Source organism: Pseudarthrobacter sp. RHLT3-21 (assembly GCF_059383495.1).
Map to the genome: position 1 here is coordinate 203,716 of NZ_JBWZCI010000004.1, position 23,988 is coordinate 227,703.

General features: G+C 65.4%; 21 protein-coding genes and 2 tRNA genes. 8 read left to right on the plus strand and 15 right to left on the minus strand.

Annotated elements, in window-relative coordinates:
- Positions 1–11 precede the first annotated feature (11 nt).
- A complete protein-coding gene (locus AC50YA_RS06720; RefSeq protein WP_494981531.1) occupies positions 12–1,406 on the minus strand; it encodes an ABC transporter substrate-binding protein in 1,395 nt (464 codons plus the stop codon).
- A gap of 129 nt (positions 1,407–1,535) precedes the next feature.
- On the opposite strand from AC50YA_RS06720, the gene AC50YA_RS06725 reads away from it, so the two are divergent.
- Entirely contained in the window at positions 1,536–2,738 is a 1,203-nt protein-coding gene (locus AC50YA_RS06725; protein ID WP_494981532.1) for an ROK family transcriptional regulator, read from the plus strand.
- A gap of 114 nt (positions 2,739–2,852) precedes the next feature.
- On the opposite strand, the gene AC50YA_RS06730 is transcribed toward AC50YA_RS06725, so the two are convergent.
- Both AC50YA_RS06730 and AC50YA_RS06735 read right to left on the minus strand, forming a co-directional pair.
- On the minus strand, positions 2,853–3,509 hold the full coding sequence (locus AC50YA_RS06730) for an SDR family oxidoreductase (RefSeq protein ID WP_494981533.1): 657 nt from the start codon (positions 3,507–3,509) through the stop codon (positions 2,853–2,855).
- 16 nt (positions 3,510–3,525) lie between these two features.
- Positions 3,526–4,083, minus strand: coding sequence for a dihydrofolate reductase family protein (locus AC50YA_RS06735; protein ID WP_494981534.1), 558 nt, complete (start codon positions 4,081–4,083; stop codon positions 3,526–3,528).
- A 331-nt stretch (positions 4,084–4,414) separates the two neighbouring features.
- Here AC50YA_RS06735 and AC50YA_RS06740 point away from each other — a divergent pair, with 331 nt between their 5' ends.
- Positions 4,415–5,260, plus strand: coding sequence for a metallophosphoesterase family protein (locus AC50YA_RS06740; protein ID WP_494981535.1), 846 nt, complete (start codon positions 4,415–4,417; stop codon positions 5,258–5,260).
- A 274-nt stretch (positions 5,261–5,534) separates the two neighbouring features.
- Here the strand turns inward: AC50YA_RS06740 and AC50YA_RS06745 are convergent, their stop codons facing one another.
- From AC50YA_RS06745 to AC50YA_RS06765, 5 genes are all read right to left on the minus strand, one after another.
- Complete coding sequence (locus AC50YA_RS06745) at positions 5,535–6,107, minus strand: hypothetical protein (RefSeq protein ID WP_494981536.1); 573 nt, start codon at positions 6,105–6,107, stop codon at positions 5,535–5,537.
- A 707-nt stretch (positions 6,108–6,814) separates the two neighbouring features.
- Positions 6,815–6,888: transfer RNA gene (locus tag AC50YA_RS06750), tRNA-Met, on the minus strand.
- A gap of 62 nt (positions 6,889–6,950) precedes the next feature.
- Positions 6,951–7,022, minus strand: a tRNA-Thr gene (locus AC50YA_RS06755).
- Between the two features lie 235 nt (positions 7,023–7,257).
- Positions 7,258–9,507, minus strand: coding sequence for a DEAD/DEAH box helicase (locus AC50YA_RS06760; protein WP_494981537.1), 2,250 nt, complete (start codon positions 9,505–9,507; stop codon positions 7,258–7,260).
- Positions 9,508–9,912: 405 nt separating this feature from the next.
- Entirely contained in the window at positions 9,913–10,569 is a 657-nt protein-coding gene (locus AC50YA_RS06765) for an MOSC domain-containing protein (RefSeq protein ID WP_494981538.1), read from the minus strand.
- A 169-nt stretch (positions 10,570–10,738) separates the two neighbouring features.
- On the opposite strand from AC50YA_RS06765, the gene AC50YA_RS06770 reads away from it, so the two are divergent.
- The 4 genes from AC50YA_RS06770 to AC50YA_RS06785 are packed head-to-tail and all read left to right on the plus strand — an operon-like array spanning position 10,739 to position 15,298.
- The gene (locus AC50YA_RS06770; RefSeq protein WP_494981539.1) at positions 10,739–11,308 is read left to right on the plus strand and encodes a Tat pathway signal protein; all 570 of its coding nucleotides are present in this window, start codon (positions 10,739–10,741) and stop codon (positions 11,306–11,308) included.
- Positions 11,309–11,310: 2 nt separating this feature from the next.
- Positions 11,311–12,522: a glutathionylspermidine synthase family protein gene (locus AC50YA_RS06775; RefSeq protein ID WP_494981540.1), complete on the plus strand. Its 1,212-nt coding sequence runs from the start codon at positions 11,311–11,313 to the stop codon at positions 12,520–12,522.
- A gap of 31 nt (positions 12,523–12,553) precedes the next feature.
- Positions 12,554–14,080, plus strand: a complete 1,527-nt coding sequence (locus tag AC50YA_RS06780; protein ID WP_494981541.1) for an APC family permease — start codon at positions 12,554–12,556, stop codon at positions 14,078–14,080.
- Positions 14,081–14,089: 9 nt separating this feature from the next.
- Positions 14,090–15,298, plus strand: a complete 1,209-nt coding sequence (locus AC50YA_RS06785) for an acyl-CoA dehydrogenase family protein (protein ID WP_494981542.1) — start codon at positions 14,090–14,092, stop codon at positions 15,296–15,298.
- Between the two features lie 89 nt (positions 15,299–15,387).
- On the opposite strand, the gene AC50YA_RS06790 is transcribed toward AC50YA_RS06785, so the two are convergent.
- From AC50YA_RS06790 to AC50YA_RS06810, 5 genes are read right to left on the minus strand one after another with little or no spacing between them, the layout of a single operon-like run.
- A complete protein-coding gene (locus tag AC50YA_RS06790; protein ID WP_494981543.1) occupies positions 15,388–16,710 on the minus strand; it encodes an MFS transporter in 1,323 nt (440 codons plus the stop codon).
- Complete coding sequence (locus tag AC50YA_RS06795; protein WP_494981544.1) at positions 16,707–17,195, minus strand: winged helix-turn-helix transcriptional regulator; 489 nt, start codon at positions 17,193–17,195, stop codon at positions 16,707–16,709. The genes AC50YA_RS06790 and AC50YA_RS06795 overlap by 4 nt, the downstream gene beginning before the upstream one ends.
- Before the next feature lie 58 nt (positions 17,196–17,253).
- Positions 17,254–18,417, minus strand: a complete 1,164-nt coding sequence (locus AC50YA_RS06800; protein WP_494981545.1) for a cystathionine gamma-synthase — start codon at positions 18,415–18,417, stop codon at positions 17,254–17,256.
- 13 nt (positions 18,418–18,430) lie between these two features.
- Positions 18,431–19,816, minus strand: a complete 1,386-nt coding sequence (locus AC50YA_RS06805) for a cystathionine beta-synthase (protein WP_494981546.1) — start codon at positions 19,814–19,816, stop codon at positions 18,431–18,433.
- 43 nt (positions 19,817–19,859) lie between these two features.
- On the minus strand, positions 19,860–20,252 hold the full coding sequence (locus AC50YA_RS06810; protein WP_494981547.1) for a VOC family protein: 393 nt from the start codon (positions 20,250–20,252) through the stop codon (positions 19,860–19,862).
- A gap of 131 nt (positions 20,253–20,383) precedes the next feature.
- Between AC50YA_RS06810 and AC50YA_RS06815 the strand changes: the two genes are divergently transcribed.
- Positions 20,384–21,355: a DNA-3-methyladenine glycosylase family protein gene (locus tag AC50YA_RS06815; RefSeq protein WP_494981548.1), complete on the plus strand. Its 972-nt coding sequence runs from the start codon at positions 20,384–20,386 to the stop codon at positions 21,353–21,355.
- A gap of 24 nt (positions 21,356–21,379) precedes the next feature.
- Here AC50YA_RS06815 and AC50YA_RS06820 read toward each other — a convergent pair whose 3' ends face one another.
- A complete protein-coding gene (locus tag AC50YA_RS06820; RefSeq protein ID WP_494981549.1) occupies positions 21,380–23,056 on the minus strand; it encodes an AMP-binding protein in 1,677 nt (558 codons plus the stop codon).
- A 104-nt stretch (positions 23,057–23,160) separates the two neighbouring features.
- Here AC50YA_RS06820 and AC50YA_RS06825 point away from each other — a divergent pair, with 104 nt between their 5' ends.
- Positions 23,161–23,439, plus strand: a complete 279-nt coding sequence (locus AC50YA_RS06825) for a putative quinol monooxygenase (RefSeq protein WP_494981550.1) — start codon at positions 23,161–23,163, stop codon at positions 23,437–23,439.
- 99 nt (positions 23,440–23,538) lie between these two features.
- Here AC50YA_RS06825 and trxA read toward each other — a convergent pair whose 3' ends face one another.
- A complete protein-coding gene (gene trxA, locus AC50YA_RS06830; protein ID WP_494981551.1) occupies positions 23,539–23,985 on the minus strand; it encodes a thioredoxin in 447 nt (148 codons plus the stop codon).
- Positions 23,986–23,988: the final 3 nt, after the last annotated feature.

Sequence of the window (23,988 nt, forward strand, 5' to 3'; positions counted from 1 at the left end):
CGGGGTGGGCATCAGACCGCTGTCCGCTCGGCGACGCGGCGCCATTCGTCGTCGACGGTAGTCAGGAACTGTTCACCGTTCTTGTTGAAGACGAAGGACTGGATGTAGTTGTTCATGGGGACCGACGGCGGAAAGTACGTTCCGGCGCCCTGGTAAAAGCGGCCTTCGCCCACGTGGGCGGCAACACCGCTGAGATGGGGGTTGCTCACGGCAGGGGCGCCTATCAGCGGCGAGAAGGCTGCATTCTTCTCGTTGTACGTGTTGACCACAGACGGTTCCAGGAGGTAGTTGAGGAACCTCTCCGCAGCGGCCCTTTTGCGCGTGTTCCGGGTGATGGAAAGTGCCATGTCCACGTTGACGCGCACCTTGGTCTGGTCCGGGTCGTTGGTGACCGGCAGCGGAAAAGTGCCCAGCTTGATGTCCTTGTTGGCTTGCACAAGCTGGGAGAGCGCCCACGGCCCCTGCAGGTACATGGCGGCCTGGCCCTTGCCGAATGCCGCATTTCCGTCAGAGTAGTTCTTGCTGGCCGCCCCGTTCTGCGAAAACGATGCAAGCTGCAGGATTTTCGGCAGCGAGGAGCGGTAGTGATTGCTGAATGACTCGGGGGCGGACTGCGAGATGTTGGCCCCCTTGGCCATAAGGTCCTTGAAGAACCCACCGACGTCCAGCATTCCGCCGGTGACGTAGTCGAAGGCACCCTGGCGGAGGGTCCAGGCGTCCTTGAACGTCCCGTAGATCGGTGTGATGCCTGCTGCCTTGAAGGTCTCACACGCGGCTATGAAAGCGTCCCACGTGGTTGGAACAGCCACACCGTGGGCTGCGAAGATGTCCCGGTTGTAGATGACCCCGGCCGCGGCAATGGAAAACGGCAGGGCGCTGGTTTCGTTCCCGTTGTATTGTCCCCAGGAACTGATGAGGTCCTGGAACTTCGTATCGATGGTCTTGGCCACGGGAAGGCTGGACAGGTCGGCGAAGATCCCCTTCCGGACGAACTCAGCCGTTTCGGTCGCGAATCCCCGGGTCACGACGTCGGGCGGATCGTTGCGGACCAGGGCGGGGACGAAGTTGCCCTCATTGAAGTCCTGGATGACCCGGATATCCGGGTTCAGTGCTTCGAAGTCCTTGATCACCTGGTTGAAGTAGTCCACCACCTCAGGCTTGTTCTGCATAAACCGCAGGGTGGTGACGCCGGTCTGCTGCCCTGCGCTGGCGGCGCAGCCGGTGAGGGGAAGGAAGGCGGCTGCTCCGGCCAGGCCGGTCGCCCGGAACAGCGAGCGCCTGCTGGGCAGTGTTGCAGCCACAGCGCCGTTCACAGGGCGGGGGCCGACGTACGGGAGTGGCGGGGAGAGGACGGCGGTGAGGGCGGGCAGTGCTTCGGGATGCGGTTCACGGTTGCTCCTTTGCAAAGGCTGAATGAAGGACTTGGAGAAGGCCGGTGGTCGGCGGCCGTCCGACCCACCCTGCAATTGTTTATTTAGAATCTAAATTTAGTTTCTCAAGTATTATGTGGTGTGGAACACAGGGAGGTCAACACCATGTCTGAAATTTCCGTCGCAACGCCCCAGTTGCTCAGGCGCGTGAGTGCCGGAGCCGTCCTGGATTTCATGCGTGCTTCTGAGGCCGTGACGGTCACCGAAGTCATGGAAGCCACCGGACTGACACGGGCCACGGCCATATCAGTGTGCGAGGACCTCATGCACCGAGGCTGGATCCGGGAGCTGGAAAACCAGCGGGCATTCGGCGGCTACCAGAAAGGCAGGCCGGCACGGCGGTTCGAGCTCAACGAACGCGCAGGCTACGTTTTGGGCATGGACGTAGGTGTCTCCAAGGCCACCGTCGTGGTGTCCGACCTTCGCGGAAAGGCACTCGGCAGGTCCAGCCAACCATTCGCGGAAGCGGACATCCCGGCCGAGGAACGTATCGCCGTGATTGACCGCACCGCCATGATGGCCCTCCACAGCGTGGGAGCCGCCCCCGATTCCGTTCTGGCGGTCTGCGCCGGCATTGCGGCGCCGGTGGACCGTAACGGCGTTGTGTTGGTGACGCAGCACTTCTGGGGACTGTTCGACGTCGGCCTGAAGTCTGCACTGCGGGACCGGCGGGGTTGGACGGTGCTGCTGGAAAACGATGCGAACCTGGCCGCCCTGGGCGACCGCTGGCGGGGCGCCGCTGCAGGCGTGGACGACGTCGTGGTCATCCTCGCTAGTGAGCGCCTCGGTTCGGGCGTGATCGACGGCGGACGGCTGCTGCACGGCCGCGGCGGAGGCGCCGGCGAGCTCGCCTTCCTCGACATGTTGGAGGGAGTGGGAGATACCTACGGTATCGCCGCACTGGCCAGGGGATGGGCTGCAGATGCGCTCGCGGGCAAGGCCAAGACGTCGCTCCGGGACTACGCCGCCAGTGGCGCCGAAGCAGAGCACGTCTTCGCAGCCGCCGCTGACGGCGATGCCGTGGCGCTGAAGATCCTTGAACGACTGGCCGACAGGATGGCCAGGGTTATCGGGGCCGTCGCCACCATGATCAACCCCGAACTCGTGGTCATCGGCGGGGCAGTAGCGAACTCCGCCGGTGTGCTGCTCGAGCCGATCGCCAGGCACCTGACGGAGTACACCGTCACTCCCCCGCGGGTGGCGGTCTCACCGTTGGGGGATTCGATCGTAACCGTGGGAGCCGTGCGGTGCGCCCTCGACTACGTGGAGAAGAACACCCTGGACCTGGAGCTCGCGGTTCCGGCGTAGGCTATTCCGGCATGATCATGGTCCGCAGGTCCAGCTGGCGCAACACCCTGTCCGCCGCTTCAGGGTCCATGGCAGGTTCATTGCGGGCCAGCACCGCGGCCAGGTCCCCTTTGGCTACGGCCTCGGCTCCAGTGCCGCGGCAATGGGCAGCGTACCGTCGCGGAATTCGATGGTCCGGCCGGCAGTTTCGGGCAGGTCCAGCACGGCTGCTGCCACACTGGCCGTGTTGCTGCGGGAGGTTGCCCCACTGCCTTCCCGGCCGGGGTCCACTTCGATTAGCCCTGTCCCCGGCTGGTCCGTCAGCGTCCCCGGGCCCAGGACGGTCCAGGCCAGTGCGGTGCCACGCAGGTATTGATCCGCCGCTGCTTTGGCGTCTGCGTAGGCAAAGAAGCTGTTGTCCGCCGGGACTCCATGGTCCGGTCCGGCGCCCAGGTAGGACACCATGATGTACCGCCCGACGCCGGCCTCCGCCGCCGCGTCCATCGACCGGATGGCCGCGTCCCGGTCCACCGCATAGGTGCGTTCCGGGCTCCCTCCCCCGGCCCCCGCCGACCAGACCACGGCGTCATGGCCCCTGAGTGCGTCGGCGATTGCCGCCGTCGTCGAATTCTCAACGTCCAGGACCGACGGCGTAGCTCCGGTTGCAGCGACATCGGCCGCATGGTCCGGATTGCGGATGATCGACGTGACGCTGTGACCTTCGGTTGTGAGGAGCGAGGACAGGTGGAGGGCCACTTTGCCGTGGCCGCCGATGATAGCGATGCGGGTCATGCCCCCATTCTGCCCCTCATTCACGGGTGCGGTAGCGAAGGTAGACCACGCCGTTGCCGAACCTGTGCTCTTCGAGGAGTTCAAGCTTCAGATTCTGGCCGTCCGGCAGGAAGCGCAGGCCCCCTCCGACCGCAACCGGGTTCAGGAACAACTGGCATTCGTCCACCAGTCCCGCCTGGAGCGCGGCGGCGGCCAGGGTGGGGCCGCCGATACTGATGTTCGTATCGGTGGTGTCCTTCAGTTCCCGGACAGCGCCAGGATCAAAGGTCCGCTCAATCCTGGTTTTGGCAGTGGACGCACCGGTGAGCGTGGTGGAGTAGACAACCTTGTCTGCCCCTTGCCAGATGCGCGCGTAGTCCCGGATGAAGTCCGGTTCCCCGCTGCCGCCGAGCGTTTCCCAGGCGGACATGACTTGGTACATGCGTCGGCCATAGAGATAGGTGCCGACGTCGCGTTCGAGATCGTTGACGAACGTGTGGACGTCCTCGTCCGGCTCGCTCCAGCTGAAGTTGCCGTCCCGGTCTGCTACGTACCCGTCCAGGGACGCGATTCCTGAGTAGATGAGCTGGCCCATGTCGCCCATTCTGCCGCCGTCGCCCGCCGTTGGGTAGACTTCGGCGTTAACGCGCGTCCCGTAGCGAAGCGCCCCCTTGACAGCCAGTCCAGGCCTAAGGAATATCAAAGGTGCCGTGCGCCTGGCTGTCTCTCGGGAGCCGACCTGCGGTCCGGCTTTCTCGAAGGGTTATCGGATGCAGTCAGCACTCCCTCGCCTCAGATCCTTCCGGAGTGTGGCCACAACCGCCGCAGCCCTTCTGGCGGTCTCTATCGCGGGTTGCACCAGCGCTCCGGAGCCGCGCGAGTCCAGGTCCCCTGCGGGTGATGTTCGGATCGCTGCTGTCGGTGACATGAACGGCGTCAAGACCTCTGAGCCTGATAGCCCGTCCGGTCGGAACGCTGCGGCGATCACGCGGCTCGTGCAGAACAACGAGATTGATGCGTTCCTAGGGCTCGGGGACTTCCAGTACGACACCGCGTACTGCGATGACTACGTGAACTACTGGACGCCGCTGTGGGGAGGGACGATGCCCAAGTTGTACTGGGTGTCCGCCCCCAACCACGACTGGCAACCCGGCCGCAACGAAGACCTCGACAACTTCATGAATGGCCAATGCCCGGGGTCTCCGGAAAAGGCTGCGATCAACCAGCAGCGTGGGTTAATCGGGAACGGGGAACCGTACTCGAAGGACTTCGGGAACTGGCACTTCGCGTTCCTGTCGTCCGCGCACTGGCTGTACAACCCCACGCGGGCTCGGGCGTTGACGAGGTGGCTGGACAAGGACCTCGCTGCTGCTAAGGCGGCGGGTAAGCACCTGGCAGTCGTGTACCACGAACCGTACTTCACGTCGAACACGAGCGAACACGAGCGGGCCTTTGACCACAAGCCGTGGATCGACGTGATGTGGAAGCACCGGGTCCGTCTGACCCTGTCAGCATCACAACACAACTACGAAAGGTCATGTCCGGTGAACAACGCTGACCAGTGCGTCAGTGACGGGATGACAGCATTCCAGGTTTCCACGGGAGGCATCGGTCTCCGCCCCTTCACTAGCAGTCCGCCGTACATCGTGAAGCGGTTCAGCGACACCCACGGGTTCCTTCGGATGACACTACGAGACGACGGGTCTTTCGACTGGAACTTCGTTCCAACAGTGGGGACGAGCACGGACGCGGGTACGCGTTCCGCACCGTAGTAAAAGCCACCGCCAAGCCCTCCCAGACCCAGGGGCACCATCAAAGTTGGGAGACCGCATGCGCATCGAGGGACCGTGCTAAGCGACCGTGCGGCCACCATCCTCATAGGCGTAGTTACCACAGTGTGGGCAGGCAACATCCTCGCGCATGTTGCAACTGAACGACTACCAACCGTCTGAGGCGGTGAATGGAATTTTTATGGCCCGTTGCCGTTGCCGCTGCCCTGCTGCGGAGCCGCGGGCTCCGTGGCGTTCCCATTTCCACGCCTGCAGATCACCCTGCGTCCGACGGCGGCGGGGTTACATCCGGTTCGCTTGGAGCCTCGGAAGCCTCAGCCGCCTTCGGCAGCATAAATTGCGACGCCGGTGCTGCCGCCGGCGGGTTTGTCACCCCAGGCACAAGCTCCGGTTTGAGCCGAGCCAGCACGCTGCGGCTGCTTTCGGCAGCACAAAGTCCGACGGCGGTGCTGCCGCCGGCTTTTCTGCCATCCGCAGGCCTGTCAGCGACGGGCATACTGCCTTCAAGGGCGGGGCGGCTGAGGACCTGCTGCAGTGCCTGGCTCTGGCTGAAGCCGCGGTTGAGGGCATGCCTGATGAGCTGGCGTTGGCCGGATTCGGTGATGCTGCGGATTTCGCGGATCTCGTAGAGGAGCTCTCCCGCCGGGTCGACTACCGCAGCTGCTCGCCGCGGATGCTGTGGACAGGACCCGCGGCGAGCAATCAACGCGGCCGGACCAGCCAGCAAGGCCGCCGGCGACGATGCCTCGGCAACCGGGACCGACTCCGGGGCGGGTTCCGTTCCGGGGGCACCACCTGCGGCTTCCGCAGCCCTGGATGCCGCCAACACCACAGCGCCGGCGACGGTTCAGGGGGCGGTGCCGGTTCTGGGGCCGGTGGAAGGCGGGTGCCGGAACAGCGCCGAGTTCCTGCGCGTCAGGCTGCGGATCAGCCGCTCCCCTTCGGCACTGGAGACGCGCAGCACCGGCTAGTTGCGTCCGAGTTCGCCAGCGGCCCGGCGTCCGTGTCCATACCAAGGGGATACCAGGGGTCTGTATCAGAAAACGGCTGATCTCCACTGATCGATGCAAGATCGCTCTTTTCATCAGACAACGAAAAAACCCCGCAGTTCCCATATAAACACTGGGGACTGCGGGGGTTCTAGCTGGTGGCTCCGACCGGCGTCGATCCGGTGACCTTTCGATTTTCCGTCGAATGTTCTCCTTAGGACCACAAGCCCGGCAGCACGCACGGGACCGGAAGTCGCGAATCGAGCTAAGGGAAGACGCAAGGCACCCCCTGCGAGCCCTCCTGTGGCCATCTGAAGGTCCTTTCGCCCATAGGCCGTACTGGCGCTGCTGCCGGACGTGAAAGGCGCGCAGGCCGCCCAGCCGCGTCTGGCCCCCGGAAGACGAGCCAGCCATGAGTAGCCATTTAACAGCCGCCTGCAAAGGAAGGGGAGGTGGTTACTGGAGAACGTGAGAGACGACACTCGGAAAGCGCTCATTTCTGACACAGAAAAACCCCGGAAACTAGCTAATTCCAGGGTCTTATCTGTAGCGGTGGGGAGGCTCGATCTCCCGACCTCACGATTATGAGTCGTGCGCTCTAACCAACTGAGCTACACCGCCACGAATGAGAAAAACCTGCGCCAAGCCGGTCAAAAACCGCCTTGACACAGGCCCTCATCCAGAGCCCCCCACCGGAATCGATCCGGTGACCTCGTTCTTACCAAGAACGCGCTCTACCACTGAGCTAGGGGGGCAACGAGTAAATACTCTACCGGAAGATTTGGCCACCAACAAATCGGCTTCCGAAGGATGCCAAAAGCGCCAAAAGTGCCGGAAATTCGGGCTTCATGCGCCTTCCGGGCGGCCCATGAACCGGCCCGGAGACGGAACCGGGAGGGGATGTGACGAAGCGAACTTAAGCGGCAAACTTAAAGCAGAACGGGCCGGCAGGAAGCCGGCCCGTTCTCAGTTCACTTTAGGAAGCAGTGGTTACCACTTGTTGCGGGGCTTGAAGCCGCCTTCGGTGCGCGGCTTGCGTGCCGCGTCGGTGCCCACGCTGCGCTCGTTGCGGTCGCTGAAGGAGCGGCCGCCGCGGTCAGCGGAGCTACGCTCGCCGTCGGTCTTGCGGAATTCCTTCTTGAACCCGCCGTTGCCCTTGAAGTTGCCGCCACGGTCTCCGCCGCCGGCGCCACCGCCGGAGTAGCCGCCGCGGTCGCCGCCGCCACGGTTGCCCTGGTAGCCGCCGCGGTCGCCGCCGCGGCTGCCCTGGTAGCCGCCACGCTCGCCGTCGCCGGAGGGCTTGCGGCCGTTGTCCAGCTCGAGGTGGATCAGCTCGCCGCCGATCCGGGTCCGGGACAGCGCCTTCAGCTGGTCGGCGCTGAGGTCCGCCGGGAGCTCCACGAGGGAGTGGTCGGCGCGGATGTCAATGCCGCCGATGTTGGCCGAGGAGATGCCGCCTTCGTTGGCAATGGCGCCAACGATGGAACCCGGCATAACGCGCTGGCGGCGTCCGACGGCGATCCGGTAGGTGGCGTTGCCCTCAGTGAGGGTACGGGTGGGGCCACGTGAGCCGAAGCCGTCCTTGGAGCGCTCGCGCTTCTGGAAATCGGGAGCTGCGGCCAGTTCCTTGACGAGCAGAGGCTGACCGCCCTGGGCCATCACGGCCAGCGCAGCAGCGATCTCCGAGGCCGGCACGTTGTGCTCTTCCTCGTAGGAGGAGATGAGGTCGCGGAACGCGGCAACGTCCTCGGACTCGAGGGTCTCGGTGATGCGCTCGGCGAACTTGCCCAGGCGCAGCGTGTTGACGGTCTCGGCCGTGGGCAGGTGCATCTGCTCCACCGGCTGACGGGTTGCCTTCTCGATGGAACGCAGCAGGTACTTCTCCCGCGGCGTCATGAACAGGATGGCGTCGCCGGAACGGCCTGCACGGCCGGTGCGGCCGATGCGGTGGACATAGGACTCGGTGTCGTGCGGGATGTCGTAGTTGACCACGTGGCTGATGCGCTCAACGTCAAGGCCACGGGCCGCGACGTCGGTGGCCACCAGGATATCGATGCGGCCTTCCTTCAGCGCCTCGACAGTGCGTTCGCGCTGCTGCTGCGGGATGTCGCCGTTGATGGCGGCAGCCTGGAAGCCGCGGGCCTTCAGCTTGTCAGCCAGGTCCTCGGTAGCCATCTTGGTGCGCACAAAGGCGATTACGCCGTCGAACTCTTCAACCTCGAGGATGCGGGTCAGGGCGTCCAGCTTGTGCGGGCCCATGACCTGCAGGTACCGCTGGCGGGTGTTGGCGCCGGTGGTGGTCTTGGACTTGACCGAGATCTCGGCCGGGTTGTTCAGGTACTGCTTGGACATCCGGCGGATCTGGCTCGGCATGGTGGCCGAGAACAGTGCAACCTGGCGGTCCGACGGGGTCTGCTGGAAGATCTGCTCCACGTCTTCGGCGAAGCCCATGCGCAGCATTTCGTCAGCCTCGTCCAGCACCAGGTACTGGAGCTCGGACAGGTCCAGGGAACCCTTGGAGATGTGGTCGATCACACGGCCGGGGGTACCCACAACAACCTGTGCACCGCGGCGCAGGCCGGCGAGCTGGGGGCCGTAGGCGGAGCCGCCGTAGACGGGCAGGACGGTGAAGTCATCGATGTGCTTGGCGTACGAGGTGAAAGCCTCGGCAACCTGGAGCGCGAGCTCCCGGGTCGGAGCCAGGACCAGGGCCTGGGTCTTGCGGGACGGGCCGTTGAGGTCGTGGAGCTCTGCCAGGCGGGACAGTGCCGGTACTGCGAATGCTGCAGTCTTACCGGTGCCAGTCTGGGCGAGGCCCACAACGTCGCGGCCTTCAAGCAGCAGCGGGATGGTTGCTGCCTGGATGGGGGAAGGCTTTTCGTAGCCGACATCCTGCAGTGCGGCGAGGACGCGGGCATCGATGCCGAGATCGGTGAACTTCACGCCCTCGTCTTCGGTTTCCTCAGACTTGGCGGGGGTTTCCTCGGTCTTAGCTTCTTCAGCCTTGGCGGCGGGAGCTTCTTCGACCTTGGCAGGCGCTTCGGCCTGAGCAGCAGGAGCCTCAGTCTCAGCGGCGGGAGCTTCTTCAACCTTGTCGGGGGCCTCTTCAGCGGGAGCGGCGGGGGCTTCAGCTTCGGTGGCGGCGGGCTCTGCTGCGGGGGCAACGGCCTCGGTGAATTCGACGGCGACGGTTTCGGCAGTTACTGCTTCGGCGGTGGCGTCATTTTGATTTTCGGGCATAGGGAAATTTCCTCATCCATAGGGGGCCAGGCGGCACAACCCGAGGTGAGCGGAGCCGCAGTACGTGTGCCGTGGGTGCCGGGCATACATTGACCGGCCGGTCACTTAGAAGTCCGGCGCTTTCGCAATCCCGTGGCAGGACTTCCCGCTGCATCTCTTGGCTGCTATCTCAGCAGTCTGTACAGCGTTTTCTTTAGCCGGCTCTCCCTATGAAAATGCCCGCATCACAATAGCGGGCCCCAACACTTGCCAGTCCTGCCTCAAAAATTGGGCAGGAATAAGGGATTTCCGGAGTGGGGGATGTTTCAAGTGTAAGGTACAGATCCGCTTTGCGGCTAATTGAACGTACGACGGCGGCGGTGAGCTTGCGCACATGGCCCCCCTGCCGGCCACTCCAGCCGGCGGTTACTGGCCAGACCGCCTTATCAGGGCTTCGAATTTCTGGTTAAATTCGGGCTGCTGCAGACGGATCTCGCCGTCGGCGTCGGCATCCCGGAGGAGTTCCATGGACTCCAGGTCAGGCTCGCTGAACCACTTGCCTACAGTAATGCCGTGGTTGGGCACAAAGACGCGGTGGATGTGGTCCCCGGCCTGGATGCTGCCAGTACGGATCACCCTGAGGTAGGCGCCCACGCGGCCTGCCTCCGTGAAGCGCTTGACGAAGTGGGGTTCGTCAAGGCGCCGCTGGAAAGTGGCGCAGGGCGTCCGCGGCGACGTGACTTCGAGTTCCACGTCCAGCCCGATCTTCCAGCGCTCTCCGATGATGGCCCCGGTAGTTTCGATACCGGCCACGCGAAGGTTTTCCCCGAAGATCCCGGGCGGGAGGTCCCGCTGTAGCTCGCCGGCCCAGTAGTCGGCGTCTTCCTGGGAGTAGGCGTATATGGCCTGGTCCTCCCCGCCATGGTCGATCCGGTCCGCCTGGACGTCCCCGTGCAGGCCGAGCCGGTGGACACGGACCGGGCCCTCCACCGGACGCTTGTCGATGGCAGTGACCCCCACCTTCCCCTCATCGGCGAGGAGCTGGTGGACGCGGCAGATGGCAAGCACAGATGCGGTTTCCATGGCTCCAGTGTAGGTTCCCGGGCCCGCACTGGGACTGTGCGGCAGGGTGGGGACTTCTCCCCCGGTTTCCGCTCGCAGCCGGCCGGGGCAGCGGCTAGGCTGAACTCAGGATTGAGCTTCCGGCGCGCAGTTGCGCCCACATTCAGCATGGACTACCAAGGGGGACGTCATGGACCCGGAAAAGGACCAAGGCAACGGTCCGGACAAAGACCAAGGCAAGGACCAGGGCGAGCCGAAGCCGCCGCCGTGGCAGGTTCCCAAGCCGGAGCTGCGTCCTGAACTCCTGAATGAACCCATTCCCACCGTTGATCCCTTCGCCCGGGACCACGAGCGCCAGGCCCATGACGCAGCCGCCCGCAAGAAGCGGTCCCAGCGGCGGACCGTTGTGGTGGGGTTGGGGGTCACGGCCCTCCTCGCCGGCACCATCACCGCCGTCGTGGCCAGCAACCAGGATGAGGCCGACTACGCCCAGGTCTGCTTCAACGACGAAACCGGCGAGCGGGTAGACGATACCCAGTGCAACAGCTCCGCTGGACGAAGCGGCGCACTCTTCGCGTGGTACTTCTACTCCCGCGGCGCCAGTGTTCCCGGAGTGGGCCAGAACCGGTCCTCGTATCCGAACTACACCAGCACCATCCCCAGCGGCGCCAAAGCATCCACCGGGTACAGCACCAAGGGCGGAACGGTCAGCAGGGGCGGCTTTGGCAGCAGCTCCAAGGGCGGAAGCACGGGGGGCTAGGCGTGAAGCGGTTGTTATCGGAGCCCAGGCCCGACTGGAAGCAGAAGATCGAAGAGCAGGGCCTGGTCTTCTCCACCACCACCATGCCCGACGGCAAGAAGATCGAATACTGGAACGAGGCCGCCTACTACGAATTCACCATGGACGAGGTGGAAACGCTGGAGGTCACGGCCGAGGACATGCACAAGATGTGCCTGGAGGCAGCCAAGTTCCTGGCCACGGGCGCCATGGGGAACATCGGCGTCGGTCCGCAGGCGCTGGAGCTGGCGGCTGAGTCCTTGCAGGCCGCCGACATGGATATCTATGGGCGATTCGACTTTATCTATGACGGCCAGGGCGGGCCCGCCAAGATGCTCGAATACAACGCCGACACCCCGACGGGCCTGATCGAGGCCGCCGTCGCGCAGTGGTTCTGGCTGCAGGACGTGTTCCCCGAAAAGGACCAGTGGAACGGCATCCACGAGGCCCTGATCCGGCAGTGGAAGAAAATGCAGTACCGCACCGGAATGAGCACGCTCCACATAGCCCATTCCGAGGCTGAGGAGTCCGGTGAGGACTGGATGACGGCCGGATACATGCGGGACGTGGCCAGCCAGGCGGGCTGGACCACCATCGGCATCAACATGTCCGATATCGGCTGGGATCCCAACCTGAACCGCTTTGTGGACCTGGACAACTTCATGATCAGCACCATGTTCAAGCTGTACCCGTGGGAGCTGATGATGAAGGAGCCGTTCGGGCACCGGCTGCTGCAGCGCGCACACAATCCCCGCTGGGTGGAGCCTGCGTGGAAGATGCTGCTCTCCAACAAGGCCTTGCTGGCCGCGCTGTGGCACCTGTACCCGGACCACCCCAACCTGCTGCCGGCCTACCTCAACGAGCCCGGGCCCCTGAAGGAATGGGTGGCCAAGCCGCTGCACGGGCGCGAAGGCGACAATATCAAGATCCATGCCCCGGGCATCAGCCTGGAGCAGCCCGGCGGGTACGGCCGTGAGGGCTGGTGCTACCAGCAGTTCCATTCGCTGCCCGACTTCGACGGCAACCACCCCGTCCTTGGCCTCTGGGTGGTGGACGGCGAGTCCGTGGGCTGCGGGATCCGGGAATCGGACGGCCCCATCACCGACTACTTCTGCCGTTTTGTGCCCAACACCATCGACGCCCCGGCGCCGCTTTCAGCGCAGGCCCACTCCAGCAAGGCAGGTATCGCACTATGAGCCCCCTGACATTCCCGAGCCCGGTGACCGTATGAGTGCGGAGACGACGACGGCGGGCGGCGCTTCCGGCGGACCGCCCGGCGGTGCCGTCCCCGACAAGGGGCTCCGTGCGGGGATCCTTGACCTCGGCGACTCGGTCATGCTGGGCCTCGCGTCCACGGCACCCGTGTATTCGCTGGCCGCCACGCTGGGCCTGATCGTGGCCGTCAATGGAAACTACACTCCCCTGATCCTGATCCTCGGGTTCATCCCCGTCCTGTTCATCGCCTACGCCTTCCGGGAGCTGAACAGCGCCATGCCCGACTGCGGCACCACGTTCACCTGGTCCCGCCGGGCGTTCGGCCCCTGGGCCGGCTGGCTGGGCGGCTGGGGTGTTGCCCTGGCCGGCATCGTGGTCCTGGCCAACCTCGCACAGGTGGCAGGCCAGTACCTGTGGCTGCTGATCGGCGACGGCTCACTGGCCGAAAACAAGGTGCTGGTCACAGCCACCGGTGTGCTGTTCATCGTCTTCATGACCCTGGTGAACTACCGGGGCATCCGGCTGGGCGAGCACGTCCAGCGGGTCCTGACCTACGTGCAGTACGTGTCGCTGGGCGTCTTCGCCTTGGCCATCATTCTGCGGATCGCGGGCGGGGCACCCGAAGGCCAGGCCTTCGATTTCGAGTGGTTCAACCCGGCCGGTGCCTTCGCGGACCCGTTCGCCGTGGTGCACGGTTCACTCCTTGCCCTGTTCATCTATTGGGGCTGGGATACCTGCCTGGCCGTGAACGAGGAAACCGAAAACCCGTCCATCACTCCAGGCCGCGGCGCCGTTATTTCGGCCTTTGTCCTAGTGGCCATCTACGTCTCCGTAGCCCTGCTCGTGATGATGTACGCCACCGTGGGTACCGAGGGCATCGGCCTGGGCAACGAAGCGAACCAGAGCGACGTCTTCCTGGCCATGAAGGACGTGGTCCTGGGTCCGTGGGGCTGGCTGATTGTGGTGGCCGTGCTGGCCTCGGTCCTGTCCTCCACGCAGACCACCATCCTGCCTACGGCCCGCGGCACACTGTCGATGGGTGTGCACGGCGCGCTGCCGCCGAAGTTCGGCGAAGTCCACGCCCGCAACCAGACCCCTGGATTTTCCACCCAGGTCATGGGCGCAGCGGCCGTGGTGTACTACGTGGCCATGAGCTTCCTCAGCGAAAACCTGCTCACCGATTCCATCAGCGCCATCAGCCTGTTCATCGCGTTCTACTATGCGCTGACGGGCTTCGCGTGCTTCTGGTATTTCCGCGGCACGTTCCGGGAATCGGCCCGCAACCTCTGGTTCCGGGGCATCCTTCCACTGCTCGGTGCACTGATCCTCACGGCGGCGTTCTTCATTTCCGCCGTCCAGATGTGGGATCCGGCCTACGGTGACACCAAGATCTTCGGCGTCGGCGGGGCGTTTGTCAGCGGCGTGGTGCTCCTGGCGCTGGGCGTGGTCCTGGCCGTTGTCTGCCGGTTCCTGCCGTCAACGCGGGAGTACTTCACCGGGAAGCCGACGACGACGGCCACCGCACCGACGTCGGCCTAAGATACTCAGATGAGCGACGCCGAAGTCACTGCCGAAGTACCCGCCGCGCCGGACCCATCTGACGTCCTGGCCCTTGATGCGCTGCTGAGCACTGAAGAGCGTGCGCTCAGGCAGCGGATCCGCGATTTCACCGACCAGCGGATCAAACCAAACATCGCCCGCTGGTATGACGACGCGGTTTTTCCGCTGGAGCTCGCTCCAGAGCTCGGCGAGCTGGGCGTCCTGGGGATGCACCTGGAAGGCTATGGCTGCCCCGGCCGTTCCGCCGTCGAATACGGCCTGGCTGCGATGGAACTTGAGGCCGGCGATTCCGGGATCCGGACCTTCGTCTCGGTGCAGGGGTCCCTGGCCATGACGGCCATCCACAAATGGGGTTCGGAGGACCAGAAGCAGGAATGGCTCCCCCGGATGGCCGCCGGTGAAGTGATCGGCTGCTTCGCCCTGACCGAACCCACGGCAGGCTCCGATCCGTCCTCGATGACCACTTTTGCCCGCCGGGACGGTACCGGGGACAACGCCGGTTGGGTCCTGGACGGCGCCAAGCGCTGGATCGGCCTGGCGTCCGTGGCCGGGGTGATGGTGGTGTGGGCCAAGACCGACGACGGCGTCCGCGGCTTCCTGGTGCCGGCAGGAACACCGGGAGTGACGGCCACGCCCATCGCCCAGAAGCTGTCCATGCGTGCCTCAATCCAGTGCGATGTGGTGTTCGACGCCGTCCGGCTGGGACCGGAGGCCATGCTGCCGGGTGCGCTGGGCCTGCGCGGGCCGTTTACGTGCCTGAACGAGGCCCGCTACGGGATCGTTTGGGGTGCCATGGGCGCCGCGCGTGATTCCTACGAGGCCGCCCTGGCGTATTCCCAGGACCGGCTGCAGTTCGGCAAGCCGCTGGCCGGGTACCAGCTGACGCAGGAGAAGCTGGTGAATATGCTGCTGGAGATCCAGAAGGGCACCATGCTGGCCTACTACATGGGGCGCCTCAAAGACGAAAGGAAGCTGCGGCCCGAGCAGATCTCGCTGGGCAAGCTGAACAACGTGCGTGAGGCCATCAAGATCGCCCGGGAAGCCCGTTCCATCCTCGGCGGCAACGGCATCACGCTGGACTATTCGCCGCTCCGGCACGCTGCCAACCTGGAGTCAGTCCGCACCTACGAGGGCACCGACGAGGTCCACATGCTGGTGCTGGGTCAGCACATCACGGGCCTCAGCGCGTTCCGGTAGCGCCCCTGGCCCAAAAGCCCGCGAGATGGCATTTGGTGGCAATGTGCGGCGCCGCGACTGCCGCGAAATGCCATCTCGCGTTCGGGTAGCTACGCAACTCCGGCCGGGACAGGTTCCTTGGCAGGGGCGTCCTTGCGGATGGTCGCGCTGATCACGGCGGCGATGGTGCACATGGCCGCCGCGCCGAACCAGGCGAAGGTGTACTGGCCGGTGGCGTCCCGGATGACGCCGGCGCCGAGGGCAGCAGCGGCCGCGCCCAGCTGGTGGGCCGCGAACACCCAGCCGAACACCACGCTGCCGTCCGCGCCGAACGTTTTCCGGCAGATTGCCGCGGTGGGCGGCACCGTAGCCACCCAGTCCAGGCCGTAGATCACCACAAAAACAATCATGCTCGGCTGGACGGTGGCGCTCAGGAGCAGCGGCAGCACCAGCAGGCCGATCCCCCGGAACTGGTAGTAGACGGCCAGTAGGATCTTGGGGTTGTACCGGTCGGTCAGCCAGCCGGAGGCGATAGTGCCCACGATGTCAAAGATCCCGACGACGGCGAGCAGCCCGGCTGCGGTGGTTTCGGGCATGCCGTGGTCGTGGGCGGAGGGGATGAAGTGGGTGCCGATCAGCCCGTTCGTGGTGGCCCCGCAGATCGCAAAACCCGCTACGAGCGCCCAGAACGTCCGCACTTTGCTGGCCCGCTTGAGCACCTGGAGGGCGCGCACTGCGGCGTTGCTTCTCCTTCCACTCTCCGGGGCAGCGTCCGCAGCAGGGGACGCAGCCGTTCCCTCCTCAGGTGCCGTTTCACCGTAAGGCAAGGCGCCGACGTCGGCCGGTGAGTTCTTGAGGAACTTCAGCACCAGCGGAACCACCGCCAGCGCGCCGGCGGCGATCAGCAGCGAAGCCTGCCGCCAGCCCGGATCCTGGGCCAGCATGGCGATGAACGGCAGGAACACCAGTTGGCCCGCGGCGCTGCCGGCGGTCAGGATGCCGATCACCAGGCCCCGGCTCTTGGAGAACCAGGTGTTGGCGATGGTGGCGGCGAAGACGAGGGCCATGGAGCCTGTGCCCAACCCGATCAACAGTCCCCACGTCAGGAGAATCTGCCAGGACTCGTTGACCAGCACCGTGAGCGCGCTGCCGGCGCCGATCAGCACCAGGGCGGTGGCGGTGACGGCCCGGATCCCGAACTTTTCCATCAGGGCCGCGGCGAAGGGGGCGGTCAGGCCAAACAGCACCAGGTTGATGCTGACGGCTGCGGACAGAACGGTGGTGGACCAGCCGAACTCCTGCTGCAGGGGCACCATCAGCACACCGGGGGCGGCACGGAATCCGGCGGCTCCCACCAGGGCCAGGAAGGCGACGGCCGCGACGGTCCAGGCGGGGTGCAGGCGCCGGCGGCGGGTTGTTTCGGTGGCGCTCATGCCGCGGTGGCCAGTTGCACGGGCGCGTCCGTCCGGGTGAGGCTGTGCCAGCTGGTGTTGGCGGCCGTCAGCCGCTCCCCGCAGCCGGTGCATGTGTCCGCGGAGTCGGTCCGCTGGCCGCAGCCGGAATGGATCACGAACATGTGGGCCTGGTCCGAGGGTGCCGGGAGGTGCTTTTCCGCCCACATAACCACGGCGTTCAGGACAGGGAGGGCGTCCTCACCTTTGGGGGTCAGGACGTACTCCTGGCGGGCGCGGCCGCCGTCATCGTACGCCTTCTTCTCGAGCAACCCCGACTCCACGAGGCCCGCCAGGCGCCTGGTGAGCACCGAGTCCGCGACGGCGAGCCGGGACTTCATGGCGTCAAAGCGCCCGTTGCCGAAAAAGACCTCGCGGAGCACAAGCATGCTCCAGGGGTCACCCAAAATGTCGAGACCTCGTGCCAGGCTGCAGTTGCGCTGGGACCAGTCGGAGCGGAGTACCATAAGGGCACCCTAGCTAACTTTCTTGAAGAAAGCCAGGATGCCCGTGGTTGGAAAGGTGCTACTTGAGGAACGTGAAGGCCCGCTCCAGGTCGGCGATCAGGTCTTCCACGTCCTCGATGCCGCAGGAGAGCCGGATCAGGTTCACGGGAACAGCCAGTTCCGTGCCCTTGACCGATGCGTGGGTCATCTCCGAGGGGTAGTTCATCAGCGATTCGATGCCGCCCAGGGATTCCGCCAGCGTGAACACCGACGTGTTTTCCGCGACCGTGCGGGCCGCCGCCTCGCCGCCCTTGAACTGGACGGACACCATGCCGCCGAACTTTTTCATCTGCTTCTTGGCCAGCTCGTGGCCGGGGTGGGAGGGCAGGCCCGGGTACAGGACGGCCTCCACCTCGGGACGCTCCAGCAGCCATTCGGCCACGGCCTGGCCATTGTCGCTGTGCCGGTCCATGCGCACGCCGAGCGTCTTCAGGCCGCGGGTGGTGAGGAACGCGTCCATGGGGCCGGACACCGCACCCACGGCGAACTGCACAAAGCCGATCTTCTCCGCGAGCTCCGCGTCGTTGACCACAACGGCGCCGCCCACCACGTCGGAGTGCCCGCCGATGTACTTGGTGGTGGAGTGAACCACGACGTCGGCACCCAAGGCAAGCGGGTTCTGCAGGTAGGGCGACGCGAAGGTGTTGTCCACCACCAAGAGGGCCCCGGCGTCGTGCGCTACCGCGGCGAGCGCCTCAATGTCGGTGATCTTCATCAGCGGGTTGGAGGGGGTTTCCACCCAGACGAAGCGGGTCTTGTTCGCGGCAACGGCTTTGCGCACCGCGTCCAGGTCCGCCATGTCCACCGGGGTGTTGCCGATCCCCCAGTCGCCAAGCACGCGGTTGATGAGCCGGTACGTGCCGCCGTAGGCGTCGTTGCCGAGCACGATGTGGTCCCCGGGCCGGGTCAGCGCCCGGATCAGGGAGTCCTCCGCCGCGAGTCCGGAGCTGAAGGAGTAGGCGTGGGATCCGCCTTCGAGGGCCGCGAGCTGCTCCTGCAGGGCGTCACGGGTGGGGTTGGTGCCGCGGCCGTATTCGTAACCGTCGCGGAGCCCGCCGATGCCGTCCTGGGCATAGGTGGAGCTGAAGTGCACGGGCGGGACCACGGCGCCGGTGCGGGGCTCGAAGGCCTGGCCAGCGTGGACGGCGCGCGTGTTGAAACCCTGGTTTTCAGAAACAGACATGGAGTTCCTTTAGCTAGTTGCTGAGGTAGGCGAGGAGGTCGTGGCGGGTGAGGATTCCCACGGGGGCGCCGACGAACGTCACCATCACGGTGTCCACGTCGGAGAGCAGCTCGCGGGCTGCGGAGATGGTTTCCAGCGAGCCGATGACCGGCAGTCGGGGCCCCATGTGTTCGGAGATCTTGTCCGTCAGCTTGGCTTCGCCGCGGAACAGCTTGGAGGTCAGGCTGCGCTCGTCCACGGCGCCGAGGACCTCGCCCATCACCACGGGCGGTTCCTGCGAGAGGACCGGGATGTGGCTGACACCGAACTCGTTCATGATGTTGATGACGTCGCGGACGGTCTCGTTGGGGTGGATGTGGACCAGGTCCGGCAGCTCGCCATTCTTGGTCTTGATGACCTCGCCCACGGACGCTTCTTCGCCGCCGGAGAGGAAGCCGTAGGAACGCATCCACTGATCGTTGAAGATCTTGGCCAGGTAGCCGCGGCCGGAGTCCGGGAGGATGACCACCACCACGGCGCTTTCCGGGAGGTCGCGGGCGGTCTGCAGCGCAGCCACCACCGCCATGCCGGACGAGCCGCCCACCAGCAGCCCTTCCTCGCGGGCCAGCCGCCGGGTCATGGCGAAGGAGTCGGCGTCGGTGACGGCGATGACGTCGTCCGGAACGGATTTGTCATAGTTGGCCGGCCACATGTCCTCGCCGACGCCCTCCACGAAGTACGGGCGCCCGGTGCCGCCGGAGTAGACCGAACCTTCGGGGTCCGCCCCGATGATCCTGACCCGGCCGCCGTTGGCCTCCGGACGGTCCGCCGAGATCTCCTTGAGGAAACGGCCGGTGCCGGTGATGGTGCCGCCGGTGCCGGCGCCGATCACGCAGTGCGTCACCAGGCCGTCCGTGTCCTGCCAGATCTCCGGTCCCGTGGTCTCGTAGTGGCTGCCGGGGGCGGCCGGGTTGGAGAACTGGTCAGGCTTGTAGGCACCCGGAATTTCCGTGACGAGCCGGTCCGAGACGCTGTAGTAGCTCTGGGGGCTGTCCGGGGCCACGGATGTGGGCGTAACCACTACCTCGGCGCCGTAGGCCTGAAGCACGGCACGCTTGTCCTCGCCCACCTTGTCCGGCACCACGAAGATGCATTTGTAGCCCTTCTGCTGGGCCACGAGCGCCAGACCCACGCCGGTGTTGCCCGACGTCGGCTCAACGATGGTTCCGCCGGGCAGGAGCTTGCCGGTCCGTTCGGCCTCTTCGATCATTTTCACCGCGATGCGGTCTTTGATGGAGCCGCCTGGATTGATGTATTCCAGCTTGACCAGGACAGTGGCTTTGAGGCCTTCCGTCACGTGGTTCAGCTTGATGAGCGGCGTGTTTCCGATGAGGTCCAGGACGGACTGCGCGTACTTCATAGGTACAAAGTTACCGCCTGCCGCCACAGGTCCTGCCCGGGGCTCAGCTCCCTGCCGAGGAATCTGTCTGCCAGAGGCCCAGGATGTTGCCTTCGGTGTCGTTGAAATAGGCGTAATAGCCCATGCCGGGAACGGCGTCCTTGGCCTGGGCCACGGAACCTCCAGCGGATTCGATCTGCCCCAGCGCGGCGTCCACATCCTCCACATCGATGGTGATGATGGGGGTCCTGAGGTTGTCCGTGCGGGGGAACAGTGCTCCGTTGATGGCCCCTGGCGCGCTGGGCATACCTGTCTGTTCGTCCGACGGCGTGGTGATGGCGATGGTGTAATCCATCTCCTGCATGGGGGTCAGGGTCCAGCCAAACGCGCTCTGGTAGAAGGTGTTGGCGCGTTGGTTGTCATCGGCGGGGATCTCGAAATGCACTACTCCAGCCACGGCATGCTCCTTTGAATGCGAGGGGAAGGCGAGGACGCCCCGCGCCACACGATGGAGTCTAGTCCCGCCATCTTCGCTCTGTAAGGGTCTCCGGAAGCTACGTTGTCAGCCCACCGTGGGACCATGAATACATGACCATTCTTGACGCCCCCGCCCGGCTTGCCGCCGCCGCGGACGCGTCCCTGCGGTGGCATCCGGACGGCCCGTACAGCCTGCACCAGACGCTGGGCACCCTCCTGCGCGGCACGGGTGATCCGTCGTTTTCGTTCCGGCCGGACGGGTTATGGACGGCGTTTACGACGCCGGACGGTCCCGTCACGCTGCACCTCACCGCTGCTTCGGATGGGGCTGTTGATGCCCAGGCCTGGGGTCCCGGTTCCGCCGCCGCACTCGCCGGCGTGCCCCGGCTCCTGGGCTCCGAGGACGATTGGTCGGCGTTTGACGCGCCCGCCTTCCATGCCACGCTCCCCCGGCTGGTCCGTGACGCCCGACGCCGGAACCTTGCTGTCCGCCTGCCCTCCACCGGACGGGTGGTTGATTGCCTCGTGCCCACCATCCTCGAGCAGAAGGTGACCGTCATTGAGGCCCGCCGCGGCTACCGGTACCTGATGTACCGGTTCGGCGCACCGGCTCCGGCGGCCGGAAACGCCGCGCCGGAAGGGCTCCGCCTCCAGCCCACCCCTGACCAGTGGCTGCGCATCCCCTCCTGGGAATGGCACCAGGCCGGCGTGGGACCCCAACGTTCGGCGACCGTCATGCGGGCCCTGCGATCCGCCGTCGCGCTTGAACGGCTGTCGGCCTTGCCGGCTGCGGAGGCGGCAGCAAAACTGCAGGTGATTCCCGGCATCGGGGTGTGGACCGCGGCCGAAGTGGTACAGCGGACCCACGGCTGTCCTGATTCCATCGCGGTGGGCGACTACCACCTCGCCGCCTATGTGGGCGCCGCCCTCACCGGCCACCGGACGGACGACGCCGGCATGCTGGCCCTGCTCGCGCCATGGACCGGGCACCGGCAGCGGGTGGTGAGGATGATCGGGCTGAGCGGCTTCCGCAAACCGACGTTCGGGCCGAGGATGACCATCCAGGACCACCGCCGGCACTGAGCGGCCAAAGCAACGCGGGGTGGGTCAGAGCCCCAGCCGGGCCACTGCTTCCTCGCGCATCTCCACTTTGCGGATCTTCCCCGAAACGGTCATGGGGAAGCTTTCGCGGACGTCCACGTAGCGCGGGATCTTGTAGTGTGCCAGTTTCCCGCGGCAGAAGTCGGCAACGGCGGCCGGGTCCAGCGGTTCCGCGCCGGGCTTGAGGATGATGCAGGCCATCAGTTCCTCGCCGTACCTGGCATCGGGCACCCCGATCACCTGCACATCCTGGATGGACGGGTGGCTGTACAGGAACTCCTCGATCTCGCGCGGGTAGATGTTTTCGCCGCCGCGGATCACCAGGTCCTTGATCCGGCCTTCGATCACCACGTAGCCATCGTTGTCCATCCGGGCGAGGTCGCCGGTGTGCATCCAGTGGTCGGCGTCGATGGCTTCCGCGGTCGTGTCCGGCTGGGCCCAGTACCCGGCCATCACCGCGTAACCGCGGGTGCACAGCTCGCCGATCTCGCCGCGCTCCAGCACCTCGCCGCTGCCAGGGTCCACGATCTGGCTTTCCAGCCTCGGCATGGTGCGGCCCACCGTCTCGGTGCGCTGCTCCAGGGTGTCACCGTTCCGGGTCATGGTGGACACCGGGGAGGTCTCGGTCATGCCGTAGCAAATGGCCACATCCACCATGTGCATCTCCGAGATCACCCGGTTCATCACGTCTATGGGGCACACCGATCCTGCCATGACGCCGGTCCGGAGCGTGGCCAGGTCGTACGAGGCAAAGTCCGGCAGCGCCAGCTCGGCGATGAACATGGTGGGCACGCCGTACAGGGACGTCCCGCCGAAATCCTGGACCGCTTCCAGCGCCGCCGCCGGCGTGAAGCCGCGGCCGGGGACGATGGTGGCCGCACCGTGGCTGAGCGCGGCCAGGTTGCCGATCACCATCCCGAAGCAATGGTAGAACGGCACCGGAATAACCACCCGGTCATGCTCCGTGTAGCCAAGCAGTTCACCGACGGAGAAGCCGTTGTTCAGGATGTTGTGGTGCGTCAGCGTTGCGCCCTTGGGGAAGCCCGTGGTCCCGGACGTGTACTGCAGGTTGATGGGATCGTGCCGGTCCAGTTCCGCCATGCGGGCCTTCAGGCCGGAATGGCCGACGGCGTCAGCCCGCTTGAGCAGCTCGGCGTACGTCAGCTCCCCATCACTTTGGGGGTCACCGGCGTCGAGCCCGTCCATGCCGTGATCCGGCAGGAACACCAGTTCCTGAAGGTCAGGACAGCCTGCGAGCGCCTGGCGCGCCATCCCTACATAGTCGCTGTTCCGGTCCGACGGTGCCGTCACCAGCATCCGCATGCCGTTCTGCGTCACCACAAACTCCAGTTCGTGGCTCCGGTAGGCCGGGTTCACGTTGACCAGGATGGCGCCGGCCTTGGCCGTGGCGTACTGCAGCAGCGTCCACTCGGCGCAGTTCGGGCTCCAGATACCCACCCGGTCCCCCTTGGCCACGCCCGAGGCGAGGAGCGCACGTGCGATGCGGTCGACGTCGTCGTTCATTTTGGTGTAGCTCCAGCGGCGGGCATCAGCGCCCGGAACCGGCGCGGCCTCGATCAGCGCGTCGTGGAAGGGGAACCGGGCCACCACCCGCTCAAAGTTCTGGCCGATGGTTTCCTCGAGGAGCGGGACGTCAGTGTCCCCGGCTGTGTAAGCGCGCATGGTGGCACGCTACCAACAGGAACCGGGCAAGAGAAGCGCAACAGGAGGGTGTCCGCGCGTAAACAGGGCGGGCCTGCATGCCGAGTCCCGGTATTGTGAAATCCATGAGTGCACCCATCGACCTGCAGGCAACGTTCATCCCCAACGACGGCGAGTTCTTCCGTGTGAAGCTTGCCCTGGAAATCGCCATCGACGAGGTGGTCAACGAAGCCGGCTGCATCCGTTACGAGCTGACCGAAGCCACCGAAGCGAAGCTGGTCCTGACGGAACAGTGGGAATCCGAGGAACTGCTTGCGAAGCACTCCAAGGGCACCGCCGTCCAGGACCTGAACGAATCCCTGAGCGCGCTGCTGGCCGAGCCCGTGCAGCTGGAACGCCTGTAACCCTCGATTTAACCATCGACTGCTCCGTAAGGGCCCTTTTGAACGTTCAAAAGGGCCCTTACGGAGCAGTCAATGTTGTTTAAGAGGAACCAGGGGCGCTTACGCCTCGGGGATCTGCGTGCCGTCCTGGGGGCCCGACGTCTTTCCGGCGGTGCCCGGGTTGCTTTCCGCGGCCGCTGCGGCTTCTGCCTGCGAGCGCGCCACATGGGCGTGAACTTCCTCCATGTCCAGGGCCTTGACCGCGTCAACAACCTGCTCCAGCTGCTGGGCGTTCAGGGCACCGGGCTGGGAGAATACCAGGACCTTTTCGCGGAAGGCCATCAGCGTGGGGATGGACGTGATGCCGGCCTCGGCGGCGAGCTGCTGCTGGGCCTCGGTGTCCACCTTTGTGAACAGGACGTCGGAGTGCTTCTCCGACACGGCCTTGTACGTGGGTCCGAACTGCTTGCAGGGACCGCACCATTCAGCCCAGAAGTCCACCAGGACAATGTCGTTGCCTTCGATGGTCGATGCGAACTGTTCACCTGTGATGTCTACGGTAGCCATGCC